The organism is Microbulbifer mangrovi (assembly GCF_002009015.1).
Classification (GTDB): Bacteria; Pseudomonadota; Gammaproteobacteria; order Pseudomonadales; family Cellvibrionaceae; genus Microbulbifer; species Microbulbifer mangrovi.
On the sequence record NZ_LZDE01000336.1, the window covers coordinates 1 to 13,726 of the forward strand.

Here is a 13,726-nt window from a genome sequence, read left to right on the forward strand (position 1 = left end):
ACTATCGGAGCCGCCATTGCCGTTCAGGTTCGTAACGCCGTAGAACTTATACCCGGTGTAAGTGTCGACGCTCAGAGTAGCGTCGGCAGCCAGATCGAAGGATTCCTGGTTCGTTGAACCAGTCAGTGTGCCGGTGGTGATCTCTGTTATGCCGGTAATAACCAGTCCATCGGCGTCCAGCTCACCGGCGGTGTCGGTAAGACTGACTCCCACACTGAAGGCACTAGCGTCAATAGTATCCAGGCCCCCGAGACCATTCACAGCATCGAGATTCTCAAAAATCACGTCATCGTATTCAACTTTCCCATCGACAGATAGGATGAACGCATCGTCGGCAACACCATCAGCTCCGTTATTTCCAAAGAGCGTGACTCCTTCACCAACCACAACGCCATCGGCATCTGTGATAGATGCAATACTTGTTGACGAATCACTTTTAAGGTTTGTTACACCGCCGCTCAATTCAATTTCCGAAATTGAGGAAATGGCGCTGACATCAAAGTGATGATTTCCGCCCAGGTTGGTTATGGCCAGAGTATTTGCGGACTGGAGATCGCCGAGGCTACTAACAGTTGGTGAGCTTTCATCTGCAACATTTAGCGCGCCCACATCCAATGAGAAATTTCCGACATCAACATCTGCGTTGTTGCTGAAACCATTAACTGCTATTACATTCAGGCTGCCATTACTAGCGGTTACTGCCTGACCGGCGGCCAGCGCCACAGTGTTTTCAGATTCGAGTTTAAGAGAGGATTCCCCGCTCCAAACCACACCCGCCTCAACGGTAAGAGCCTCGGCATTCGCATCAATCGTTACCGTTGCGTTGTCATCCAGTGCGCCAACGACTGCGGCAGAGCTGATACAGTTGTCGGCGCAGTCAACACCGTCCAGTGCCACGGATTGGGCGGTAACCTGCCACTCACCACCGTCAGCAGCGTCCCCATCTTCGGTAACCACGGACACCGCGGATGCGCCAGAAATGGACGATTCAGAGATGGTTTTGACGGTACCGCCGGTGCTACCCGAACCATTACCGGTGCTACTGATAGTTCCATCCAGAGTAAGACTCTGAGATGCGCTCACGGTGATATCACCACCATCCGCCACCGTATCAATCACCGTAACCGGGTCGGTATCGGTATTGGTGTAGGTATTTGCGTCCGCAATCAACGCACTATCGGCCCCCAGAACAATTTCCTTGGCGGCAACGTTAATTGTTCCGGCAACGGCATTCTCAACTTCACCGTTACTGACGGTCAGGGATCCATTATTGTCAATCGTTGCAGAACCTGGCCCGTAGGCTCCCAGGGTGATCGTGCCTCCACTGGTATCGATGCCGGTCGCGATTACAGTGCCTGTGTTGTTTACCGCTGCACTTAGCAGTGAATCAGCCGCGCGCGCCTCCATCACCACCTGGACTGCTTCGAGACGGCCGGAGTTTATAACCCCAAAATCAACGCCAAACTCGTTTACGGCAGCCTCTTCGCTGATAGCAACGCCAGTAACAAGCCCCCCTTCCAGGGTAAGGGTCATTTTCTCGCCGGCATGGAAATTGATATTACCGCTGACCAGCTCGCCATTTTCTGCTGCGGTCAGATCGCCGGCATTGGTCACACTGGCGCCAATTAACGTGATACCGCTAGGCGCGAAAATTTCGCCACCCGCGGCCACACTTATCTCGCCTGCGGCTTCGGCAAGAGAGAACTCGAAGCTCCCATCTGGACCAAAATTATCTGCGTCCATCGAAGCCACAGTAAGTGCAGCTACATTAACAGAAGATTTTTCACTAAAAAGTACGCCCCGCGGGTTTATCAATACCACGTGACCATTTGAAGTAATTGCCCCCGCGATATCGGTTGTGCCATTCAGAACTTTGTTTATCACCATCGCGGAAGGATCAAAAGTGGCTCCGTTATTAAACAGGAACTCAACAATTTTTCCTTCTTCAATTCCAAACGATGTCCAGTCGATTTTTGCAAAATCACCATCGATCGTGTATTTCGTTTTGTCAGTAACACTAGTGTCGGTTAGAGCCGTAATAGCATCCGCATCCAGGTCTGCACCGTCGATCGTAAAATTTTCAATGGCACCCGGTTCAGCACTCGCCGACTGGGAGGCGAACAACCCAATTCCCGCCAAACTTACTGCAACAGAAAGCAAATTTCTTTTCATATTCATGATTCTTGCCACTTAGCTCCATGGCGGCGCCGCAGCGCTGCCGATATCATTAAATTCGAAGTCTGATTACTGCAGGAAGTAGGAAAAGTCTGCGTATACCGTGGGATTGTCGGCATCGTCTCCGGTGCCCTCAATGGATGATTTCGAGGTCGTCGGCCAGGCCACTGACAACTGGCTCGCCCAGTTTTCACTCCAGCTGAACTTGAACAGGAAACCGGCGCCCGCGAGGGCTGCCCAGTCGTTGTTCAGATCTTCTTCAAAATTGTTCACGACGCCATAGCCGGCATCGGCAATCACGGCCACCTGCAGCATATCATTCAGGCGGTTACCAAAGATTCTGGGGTTGATTGCATCGGGGAAGGACGGATACCACTCGGCGGAGACCAGACCAGCCTGATCGGCAGAGAAATCGCGTACATCAAACGCGCGCACGCCGTTGGCGCCGCCCAGGGAGAATTGCTCAAACGACGGCAGGGTATTTTCACTGTATTGCCAGCGGCTTTTTACGATCAGACGCGACTGGGAATCGGTCAGCGGCATCGGTAAAAACAGCAGCGAACTAGTTTCCGCTGCGAACTTTTCAAACTCAGAGTCCGATTCCAGATCAGTTTCACCCGAGTAACTGTTCAGCTCACCGTACTGTATTTTGGCGTTGACCACGTTCAACATGGGGATGCTGCCACCGGAGAGGTGATCCACATAGATACCGGCTTCGCCACCGAGCGCCTGATCCCAGCGCTCAAGGATAGGAGTGGCAGCCATTATTTCGGTTTTCTTATCGGTAATTGCGAAGTTGCCGGTGATATTGAAATCTCGCGAACGTCGGAACTTGTGCTCCACATTCAGGCCATAGTTTTCGTTGATACCTTCCAGCTCGAGCAAGTTGATGAAGTCATCTTTATTTTCAGAATTATGGATTTTGAACTTGTTGTAATCAGCAGAAAGCTGCACGCGTGTGCGCGGACTCAACAGCGGCAGACTGTATTTCAACTGCCCCAGATTCGAACCGAATCCGGAGTCGAATTCATCAATACCGGAAGATTTCAGATAACCCACCGTCAGCTCATCACCGATTCCAAGTGGGTTGAACCAGTCGACGGCGGTAAAAATCCGGTTGTCTCCGGTAAAGGTAGACCCGTGGTTATCCATACGGGTAACCAGGCGCCAGTCGCTCTCGTCGCGCACTTTAAGGTTAAGACGGGTCTCACCCGGGTTGTCGCCAGGGCTGAAATAGCCGGTGACGTTCAGTGCCGGCAGGTCATTCAAGAGGTAGAGGGATTCTTCGATACTGTCGTGATTGACCAACTCACCTTTTTGCGAAGAAAAGGCGGCAGCCAGCTGCTTCTCACTGTACTTCTGGTTATCGTGTACCGACACCTGCCCGAGAACGCCCTCCTGGACAGAAAAGGTCACCACGCCATCCTGCACTTCCTGTGCAGGAATCTGTACCTGCGCAAGGAACAATCCCTGCTGGCGATAGAAACGGGTGAGTTCAGCGGCAATATCTTCCAGATCGACATAGCTCAGGCCGCGCTGGGCGTTCTGGCGCTCCAGTGTATTGACCAGCTTGCGCAGCTCCCTCGGCCCCAGGTTTTCCGGCGCAAACCGCGCGCCCATACCGTCGAGCAAAAGCGCGATTTCCTTCAGATTGTCGACGGTGTAACCGGCTGCGACGATCTTGTCTTCCTTCATGTACTGGACGCGCAGCTCTTCGGCTTTCGCTTCCACGGTTTCGCGGTCGATACCGAATTCCGGGTACTCTTCCAGGCGGTGGAAGCGAAATTTCTTGACCGAGATACGCGGGCCGATTTCACGCCCGGAGACCTCTGGAATATCGGTATCCAAGTTCGGATCCCGGGCTTCCTTGGCGCGACGCTCGAATTCTTCCGACACATCCGTGTCGTTTACATGGGGTACATCCTGTTCAAAAGCCTGGCGCACCCGACTGCGGAAACCGCTGTCGCCGTCCTGCGCGCTCGCTTCTGCCGCAGTCAGCAACAATCCCGCCACCGAGACCGCTAATAATCCCTTATTGAACAAAGCCACATTTCCCCCCTTGGAATATGCCAGATGTATCCACAGACTGATTTGCCACTCGCAGCGCTATTCTGTCGTCGGCTGATCGCTATGTTTTTTTGCGGTGCTCAGCGCACCAGATCGCGCACGATACGGAACCCGGTAATCTCGTCACCAGTACCGCTGTGCAGTGTTTTTGAGGTGGCCAGACAGCGGCTCATGGCATCCAGACGGCTGCCGCCCGCCGCAATCAGCTGCTTGTCCATGCCGATAACCCACTCCTGGACGTTACCCACGGCATTGACAATGCCGAAGGGGTTGGCCTTACCTGCGTTGGCGGCAACCAGCTCCAGCCCTCGCTCGATACCGCCATATCGCAGCGAGCAATTGCGGTCGGAAACTTCCGGCTGGCCATTAGCACTGGCTGCCGCAAACCATTCGGTTTCGCTGGGCAGACGGTAGCTACGCCCGGTTTCCGCGCTCAGCCAGCGGATATACTGTTCGGCCTGCTCTCGAGAGATGTTATGTACGGGCAGAGCGCCGTTATCGAGCTGCAGACCAGTACAACTACTGGTGGCCTTACAGAAACGCGCAAACTCACTGTTAGAAATTTCGTAACGGCCGACTGCCAGCGGTCTGCCAGAAGCACCAGCGACAACCACCATTTGCGGCCCAAACCCTCCCGCCTGCATCGGGTCGGCACAGGTGTAACGATCACCGCGTGCGCCGCTGCCCGGGCGCAGATGCGCGCAATAGTCGATATCGAATTCATTCAGGGGGCGCTGCGCAGGCAGAATCGCGCGCGCTTCCTGAAGCAGCCCGGCGGTGCGCTCGGGACTTTTCACCGCCAGTCGCCCGAAGCAGGCGGTAAGCTCGTCAGCCAGTACCGGGCGGAGTACCGCGGCCTTGGCGCTATCCAGCTCGGCGAGACGGCCAAGTGCGCTGTCGATCGCTGAGACCTGCATACCGAACCCACAATTCAGTGCGGACTCCATATCATCAAGCACGACGTCGACCTTGCGCTGCAGGGCGGCGGCGGCGAGTTGCCGCTGCTCACGGAGCTCTTGCTGGCGCAGGCGCTCGGCTTCGCGCTCTGCAGCAATCCGCTCATCTTCGAGACGTTGGCGCAGCTCTTCACGCTCCTGATCCAACTGTCCGCGAATTTCTTCAGCACCTTCAACCTGCTCATTCCAGCTGGCAGCGCGACCAAGCATTTCTTCTGCCGGCTCCAGATTACCGAGGGTCAACTGACCAGTGGCCGCCGAGATAAACAGGTCGGACACCTGTCGATGAATGGACTCGGGGAATGCCACATCGGCAGGGTTAAGATCGACGTACTCATCAAGCTCTACGCGCAGATCGCGCTCCCAGGACGGGGTAAGAACACTGAGTCCCAGCAGGCGATTGATCGCCTCGCGCTTGTCCGCAATACGGCGCTCGAGCAGCTCGCGCTGCAGCTTCTGCTCCAACTCCACCTTCACCCGCTGCTGCTCGGCCACGTTTTCCTGCTCGAGGTGGGAGTAACCGACGCCCCCCGCTACCAGGGTGGCTATGAAGAGACCGCCGAAGGCCCATTTCCAGCCCGCCTTGCCGAAAAACTGATGGACAAATTTATCCACCGTTACCGTGCGGTGCTGCCGCTCGAATGCCAGCGCGGATTCCAGCGCACGCCACTGGCGGCGACTGAGGGAACGAATGCGCTTGGGCTTCAGCTTGCGCTCGAACGCCTTGTCAGCAGGGACCTTGTTATACGGATGCCGGCCACTGAACAGTTCATACGCGACACAGCCAAGTGCATAGACGTCATCTGTGGGTTGCGGCTCACCACCCTTGAGCATTTCATAACTGGCATAGGCCGGCGTCAGGGCACCCAGGGTGCCCGCATCAAATATGGTCTGCTCACCGGCCTTGCTGGCAATACCGCCCTCCGATACCGCCCGTGCGATACCGAAATCAATAACCTTGGCGCCCTTTTTCTCGGTAACAAAGATGTTTCCCGGCTTGAAGTCCGAGTGCACGATCCGGTGGGAGTGCGCATAGATCAGGGCTTGCGATACATCGTGCAATATCGCTGATGCGCGCTCTTTGTCGAGACCCACATCCGCATACTCGCGCAAAAGCTTGTCGAGGGGTGCCCCTTCGAGAAACTCCATGGTCATGAATACCCGGTCGCCTTCGCGGTCGAAGTCGTACACGGTCACAATATTGGGGTGCGCCAGGGTCTGGGATTTACGCGCTTCGCGCTGGAGGGAAATGAAAGCGTCGGGATGTTTCTGGAAGTCTTCGTTCAGCAGCTTGATCGCCACATAGGGATCACTATCACTGGCTTCCAGCTTGCGTCGATCGAGCGCCTTGTAAACAGCACCCATACCACCGACACCCAGCAGCTTGTCCAGCTCGAAGCGGCCTTTGATGACGGTTTTGGTTACCGCCCCTTCCCGAGAGGTGGAGGGCTCGAAGTGTACGGCGCCATAAGGCTTGGCGCGTGCCGACGACGGATTTCCGGAATCAACGATAACGGTCGCATCGGTGCCTGGCGGGGATTCCTCCGGGGCTCCGGAAGGTACCAGCCCCGGATTTGAACCGATCGGGGGATGATCATTCGCCCCGGTATTTTCATGACCGACAAAAACCGTCACATCAGAATCATCGCACGCAGATAGATTCTCGCCGGCTTTCTTGACTATTCGGGTCTTGTCACTCACTACCATCTCCCTGGCGTAAACGTTGCAGAAAATCCCTTTTCCACTTATGCGTGACACCCGGCGCGATCATTTACCGCTTTAAATCGGTAAAGGCTAATGGCACGGGCGGTCCAGACTGCACAAAAGAAGCGCGAAGTATAACGGAGGCATATTGCCGCAACAATTGAAGGACCGCGAGAAACCGTCGAAACCTCATTACATTTTCTTACAGCATACCCACACACCTCCGGAACTGATACGGCCGTACCAATATGAAGGAAAAAACCTTCGCTTTTATGGAAATGCGTACCAAGTATTTTCGTTAAATCGTGCCAGAGTCGGATAGAAGCAGAAATCATCCTAAACCAAACAAGGTCAAGAAAATTAATTCGTGCCAGAGTGCATTTAGCCTACGCCACATACCATGCAGCCCTGTATTAGTAAGCCAAACAATTCGTGCCAGAGTCGATTAGCAAATTGTATCCAACGGTTTTTTTTTGCATTTGCGTCTGCTTAAATCCATCCCGCTTGCCAATTCGGCAATACCCAGGTTACTGCTTTACGGCGGTAAAGGAATATCCACCATCGTGTCCATAAAATATTGAGGGATTAACAATGGCTATTTACATGAACTTCAACAGCAATGCTCCTGCCGGCAACGTAACCGCCAAGGGCTATGAGAACTGGATTGAAGTTGACAGCTTTAACTTCGGTGTAGGCCGCGGCATCAGCATGGAAGCGGGCGCAGTTGCCAACCGTGAAGCTTCTCGCCCGAGCCTGAGCGAAGTAACCGTAACCAAGCGCATCGACGCAGCTTCCGGCGGCCTGTTCAAGGCTTCCGTGACCGGTGATGAAGGCGTTAAGGTAGAAATCCACGTTGTACAGACCGGTGCAAACTCTGTTGAGAAATTTGCGGTTTACACCCTGGAAGACGTCATCATCTCTTCCTACAGCATTTCTGCTTCTTCCGGTGGCGCGCCCCAGGAAGCTATCTCCCTGAGCTTCTCCAAAATTGAAGCCGACCTCAACCACGCCGACAAGACCAACAAGAACCCGAAAAACATGCGTGTGGGATACGACCTGTCTACTGCAACTCCGCTGTAATCGGTTTATCCGACCCGAGCCGGCGTGTGTGGCACTTGCCACGCACACCGGCTTTTGACGTTCGCACGCTTCAATAGTGCAACGATTTACCTGTGCGATTGAATCAAAGTACCTGCTGGCACCTATAGGGATTTGGGGCTGTTATGTCTTCCATAAATCAAGACAAACGCATGATCCGAACAAACTGTTCGATCGGCAAAGACACTTTTATCGCCACTGCATTACACGGCGAAGAGCACATATCCAAACCTTATCGTTACCAGCTAAAGCTACTCTCCAAGAATCACGATATCGAGCAGGCAGATATCGTGGGAAAACCATTCACGGCAAGTATTCACTACGCAGAAAAAGAACGGTATATCGACGGATACGTCACGCACTTCTCAATGCATGACGTGAATTCAGAAGGGATGCGCCTGTATATTGCTGTAATACAGCCTGGACTCTGGTTCACCAACCTTGGCGGGAAAAACAGGATTTTTGAAAAAAAATCAGCGAAGGACATCATCAAGGAGGTCCTCGGTGAATACAGTAGCGTGATCAAATTCAGCGATAAAATGAACGCAGAATACATCACCCGAGAGTATTGCACCCAGTTTAATGAAACAGACTTCCAGTTCATTCACCGGCTGATGTCTCAGGAAGGGATCTCCTACTATTTCACACAAAAAAGTGGCGCACACGAACTGGTTATCTGTGACGACCATAAAGATTACTATGACTGTATCACTGATAAGGTCGAATACGATGGCGGTGGCAGCCATCCGCGCAAGAATTCTGTAAGCAGCTGGCACCGGGACTTCAACTATCACGGCGGCGGCTATGAACTGAAGGACTACAACGAATTCACCCCGGGTAAGGACAACGTTCAGTCGGTCAAAACAGCCAGTAAACTGAATGGCGTGACCGACTACATCCAAAATATATACGGCATCAATCACTTCAAGGTGTCCGGCGATTCCGAGCACGCATTTCAGGACAGCTACCACAAAGAACTCGCAAAGCGGGCGATTGAGGCCCAGGAAAGTCGCTTTGACATCGGACACGGCAGCAGCGACTGCCCGGCGTTGGCCGCAGGCGGTTGTTTTCAGCTCGATCACACCATCAAGTCTGAGAAAGGAAAATACCTGCTCACATCTGTACGTATCACCGCCACGGACAGCAACAGCGATGATACGCACTTCAAGAACACCTTCACCTGTATCCCGGACAAGGTGACCCCACGCCCCGATCCATTTATTGGCACCAAGCAAATACATGCCCCTCAGGTGGCCGAAGTACTCAGTGTGAAAGCCACGGAGGCAGCGAGTTCCAAAGACCCCTATACACAGGTCAAGGTAAAATTCCCCTGGAACTCCAAGCAGAACAGTTGCTGGGTACGGGTAATGCAGTCGTTTTCCGGTAAGAACTGGGGGGCGAACTTTGTTCCGCGGGTGGGCCAGGAAGTTGTGGTCACCTATATCAACGGGGATATGGAACGCCCGCTGGTAACTGGCGCGGTGTACAACGGCGATAATACCGGACCCGGTTATACGGCCACCCAAAGTGGATGGAAAACCCAGTTCGACAGCAGCAAATTCAATGAGCTTCGCTTCGAGGACAAGAAGGACAGCGAAGAAATCTATATGGAAGCAGGAAAAGACCACACCTTCCTCATCCATAATGATCAGAGCGGCAAGATCGAGAACAATCAATCACTGGAAGTAAAGAATGATCGAGAGATCACGATTACCGATGGCAACGAGACCGTCACAGTGAAAAGCGGCAACCAGTCAATCTCGGTCGATAAAGGGAATCAGTCAATCGATATCGGCAAGGGGGACCAGTCTGTCGATATCGGTGGGAAACAGACGATCAAGGCTAACGGAGCCATTTCCGTCACCTCCCAAAAATCAATCGAGTTCAAGGTAGGCGGTAACAGTATCAAGATCGAGCAAAGTGGCATCACTATCAAGGGTATCAAGGTGACATGCAAGGGCACTGCAACTGCTGAAGTCAGCGCCTCGGGAATGTTGACCCTGAAAGGCGGCATTACAAAAATCAACTGATGGATTGCTAGCATGACTGACCTGGTTAAAGTGCAGGCTGCCACTGCCGCCGAGCTACTTCAATTCCTCGAGATCACCGAGGAAGCGGAACACCTACTGGTTCCCGACACAGCGCCCGAGGTGAGTATCAACCGGCTCGCGGACGCCGGATTTTACCCGGACGCTATCAAGCTACTGGCATTGGGGCTACCCAAGCGTGAATCTGTCTGGTGGGCATGCTTGTGCGCCAAAGACAGCCAGAACGCCCAAACGGACGAACTCAATCGCAATGCACTGGCGGCCACCGAGGGGTGGGTGAGAACCCCGAGTGAAGAGAGACGCCAGCTTTGTCGACAGCTGGGAGAGCAGACTCGCCACAAAACGGCAGCGAGCTGGGCGGCCACTGCCGCCGCCTGGTCTCACGGTAGCTTGTCCGCCCCGGGAGAGCCAGCGATTGAGCCGCCGGCGCATCTGTATGCCCATGCAGTGGCCGGTAGCGTTACTTTGGCCGCAGTACATACCGATCCAATCAGCCCGGAGAAACTGCTCGCACAGTTTTTACAGAGAGGCTTGGATCTGGCGCGCGGTGGTACCGGGAAGTCCGCGTAGGGATTATAGAGCGCAGCAGGCTCTAACTTTTTCAATAGAGTGCAGGAGATCATTATGAGTAAACCCGCAGCCAGGCTTACCGACATGCACACCTGCCCGATGGTTACCGGCACTGTGCCGCATGTGGGAGGACCTATCCTCGGCCCCGGCGCTCCCACGGTATTGATCGGCAACATGCCCGCCGCCAATATGGGAACCACCTGCACCTGCGTTGGCCCACCCGACTCTATCGTGAGCGGCAGTGCCACGGTGCTGATCAATAACAAGCCCGCCGCCCGCATGGGTGACTCCACTGCGCACGGTGGTGTGATTATTCTGGGCTGTCCGACGGTATTGATCGGCGGCTGACCCGTAAAAAAAAGCCCTGCAGAGCAGGGCTTTTTACTACCAATCTGACCTCAGCTCAAAGAATAGCTGAAATCGCCTTCCTCTGTGGCTCCCACGTGTACCTGTCGAATATCTTCACCCTTTGCCATTCTATCGAGGCATTCGCTAGCCAGTGCCGGCAGCAGTGTCCGGTTGAGAATTACCTCGATATTCCGGGCACCGGTATCCGCTTCCTGACAACGTGCAACGATATTGACCAGCACATCGTCGTCGTAACTGAAGCCAGCTCCGTAATGCTCCTTAACACGTTTCTCGATGCGTCGCATATTGATCTTGCAGATTTCCACGAGGTTTTCATCGTCCAGTGGATAATAGGCGATCACATTGGCGCGACCGAGGAATGCCGGTTTAAATTTCTGCAAAAGGTGCGGGCGGATATTATCCAGAAGCACCTCGGGATCCGGCTTTTCTTCCACCTGATTAAAGATCGCACGAATCGCATCCTCACCGGCATTTGAGGTCATGATGATCAGCGTATTCTTGAAGTCAATATCGCGGCCTTCACCATCCTTGATGGTGCCTTTGTCGAACAGGTTATAGAAAATGTCCTGCACCCCGGGATGTGCCTTCTCCATTTCATCCAGAAGAATCACAGAGTATGGCTTGCGCCGTGCGGCCTCGGTCAGTACACCGCCCTCACCGTAACCTACATAGCCGGGAGGTGACCCGAGCAACATGGAGACTTTATGCTCCTCCTTGAACTCGGACATATTGATGGTGGTGATATTCTGCTCTCCACCGAACAATTCGTCCGCAAGCGCCAGCGCAGTTTCGGTTTTACCCACACCACTGGTGCCACAGAACAGGAATACACCGACCGGTTTGCGTGGATCGGTAAGGCCTGCACGGGAAGTGCGCACCGCCTGCGCAACGGCATCCAGCGCATGGGGCTGACCGATAACCCGACGGTTGAGTCGTTCAGCGAGAGTCTGCACCGCTTCAATTTCATTGCTGACCATTTTACCGACGGGTATCCCGGTCCAGTTGGCAATAACCTCCGCAATTGACTGCTCATCTACCGCCGATTGCATCAGCGGTGTATCCCCCTGAATCTGCTGCAATTGCTCGGTGAGCGACTGTAACTGCTGCTTGAAATCTTCCAGTGCCGAGGTATCGACAGTGTCTTCACTGCCGGAGAGTTGCTTTGAATACTCTTCGTCAATGCGATCACGCAGGGTGCGGATCTCGGCGGTCAACTCCTGCTCCTGCTGCAGTTGACCTTGTAAGCGGTCAAGCTGCTGCTGCGCTTCCTGCTGCTCCAGTTGCAGTTGCTGGATCGCATCTTCGTATACGCCGCTGGCGGCATTTTCGCGCTGCAGTTTTTCAATGGTGCGTGTAGTGCTGGCAACAATGCGCTGAATATCTTCGATCGCCCCGGGGGTAGAGGATTGACTCAGCGCAACGCGCGCGCATGCCGTATCGAGCAGGCTCACGGATTTATCGGGTAACTGTCTTCCGGGAATATAACGGTGTGAAAGCTTGACCGATGCGACAACCGCCTCATCCAGAATACGTACCTTGTGGTGGGATTCGAGGCTGGGCGCGATACCGCGCATCATATCAACTGCCTTCTGCTCGTCTGGCTCTTCGACTTTAACCACCTGAAAACGACGGGTAAGAGCCGGGTCGCGTTCAAAGTATTTCTTGTATTCCGCCCAAGTGGTCGCGGCGATGGTGCGCAATTCGCCTCGCGCCAGAGCCGGCTTCAGCAGGTTAGCGGCATCGCCCTGCCCTTCCTTGCCGCCAGCTCCGATCATGGTATGGGCTTCGTCGATAAACAGGATAATCGGTGACGCGGAGGCTCGCACCTCTTCGATCACCGATTTCAGGCGGTTCTCGAACTCGCCTTTTACACTGGCACCGGCCTGCAGCAAACCCAGATCCAGGGTCCGCACGGTGACGTCACGCAACGGTGTCGGAACATCACCGCTGGCAATACGCAGCGCGAATCCTTCGACGACGGCGGTTTTACCCACGCCTGCCTCACCGGTGAGAATCGGGTTATTCTGGCGGCGGCGGGTGAGAATATCGATACACTGACGAATTTCCTCATCGCGCCCAAGTACCGGATCAATTTCTCCGTCGCGCGCGCGCTGAGTCAGGTTAACCGTGTATTTGTCCAATGCGGGAGCTTTGCTCGCGGCGACCGCAACCTGGGCGCCGTCCGCGGTATGCTCCGCACCAGCTACCGCACTGGACTCTCCGCTGTGGCCGAACATGGCCCGTGCGGTTTCACGAATCGACTCGGGAGCGATACTTTTCAGCTCCGGGCAGGACTCCAACAACTGACGGCGGGAGGCCTCTTCCAGTAATAGAGCAGCAAGCAGATGACCGGAACTCACCGCGCGGTGGCCGAAGTCAATGGAAGCGAGTATCCAGCAATTTTTTGCCGCCTCTACAATACTCGGCGACAACGCAGCAGGGCGACTGCTACCGGATTTAAAGCGCGCAATCGCAACTGCGAGTTGCTTGGCGAGATTCGAGGGGTTTACATCGTGCTTTTCCAGCAAATGGTAAAAATCGGTATCAGACTGGTCCAGGAGTTTCAGCAGCCAATGCTCAAGCTCGACATTATACTGACTTTGTGCCAGACAGAGACCGGCAGCGCCCTCTAGTGATTCGCGCATGACCGGCGTCATGGTATCCACGAGTCTTTTTAGATCTACGTTGATCATAATATTATTTCCCTCAGTTTATTCCCTGTTATTTTCACAAGTTACC

Annotated in this window: 8 protein-coding genes; 4 read left to right on the forward strand and 4 right to left on the reverse strand. The window is 54.2% G+C overall.

Annotated features, from left to right (window positions below; translation table 11 throughout):
• The 3 genes from B4U49_RS14650 to B4U49_RS14660 form a co-directional block, all read right to left on the reverse strand.
• On the reverse strand, window positions 1-2,178 hold a 2,178-nt coding region (locus B4U49_RS14650), incomplete at its 3' end, for a filamentous hemagglutinin N-terminal domain-containing protein (protein ID WP_158078633.1).
• 66 nt (window positions 2,179-2,244) lie between these two features.
• Entirely contained in the window at window positions 2,245-4,224 is a 1,980-nt protein-coding gene (locus B4U49_RS14655) for a ShlB/FhaC/HecB family hemolysin secretion/activation protein (RefSeq protein WP_143735683.1), read from the reverse strand.
• Window positions 4,225-4,322: 98 nt separating this feature from the next.
• Complete coding sequence (locus B4U49_RS14660; protein WP_158078634.1) at window positions 4,323-6,899, reverse strand: protein kinase domain-containing protein; 2,577 nt, start codon at window positions 6,897-6,899, stop codon at window positions 4,323-4,325.
• 594 nt (window positions 6,900-7,493) lie between these two features.
• Between B4U49_RS14660 and B4U49_RS14665 the strand changes: the two genes are divergently transcribed.
• From B4U49_RS14665 to B4U49_RS14680, 4 genes are all read left to right on the forward strand, one after another.
• Complete coding sequence (locus B4U49_RS14665; protein WP_078085355.1) at window positions 7,494-7,982, forward strand: Hcp family type VI secretion system effector; 489 nt, start codon at window positions 7,494-7,496, stop codon at window positions 7,980-7,982.
• 170 nt (window positions 7,983-8,152) lie between these two features.
• Window positions 8,153-10,030 carry a type VI secretion system Vgr family protein gene (locus B4U49_RS14670; protein ID WP_239692652.1) on the forward strand — a complete coding sequence of 626 codons (1,878 nt, stop codon included), beginning with the start codon at window positions 8,153-8,155 and terminating at the stop codon, window positions 10,028-10,030.
• A 12-nt stretch (window positions 10,031-10,042) separates the two neighbouring features.
• Window positions 10,043-10,618, forward strand: coding sequence for a DUF6931 family protein (locus B4U49_RS14675; protein WP_078085357.1), 576 nt, complete (start codon window positions 10,043-10,045; stop codon window positions 10,616-10,618).
• 54 nt (window positions 10,619-10,672) lie between these two features.
• Window positions 10,673-10,966 (forward strand): PAAR domain-containing protein, encoded by a 294-nt coding sequence (locus tag B4U49_RS14680; RefSeq protein ID WP_078085358.1) that lies wholly within the window; start codon window positions 10,673-10,675, stop codon window positions 10,964-10,966.
• A gap of 50 nt (window positions 10,967-11,016) precedes the next feature.
• On the opposite strand, the gene tssH is transcribed toward B4U49_RS14680, so the two are convergent.
• Window positions 11,017-13,680, reverse strand: coding sequence for a type VI secretion system ATPase TssH (gene tssH, locus B4U49_RS14685; protein ID WP_078085359.1), 2,664 nt, complete (start codon window positions 13,678-13,680; stop codon window positions 11,017-11,019).
• Between the last annotated feature and the right edge of the window lie 46 nt (window positions 13,681-13,726).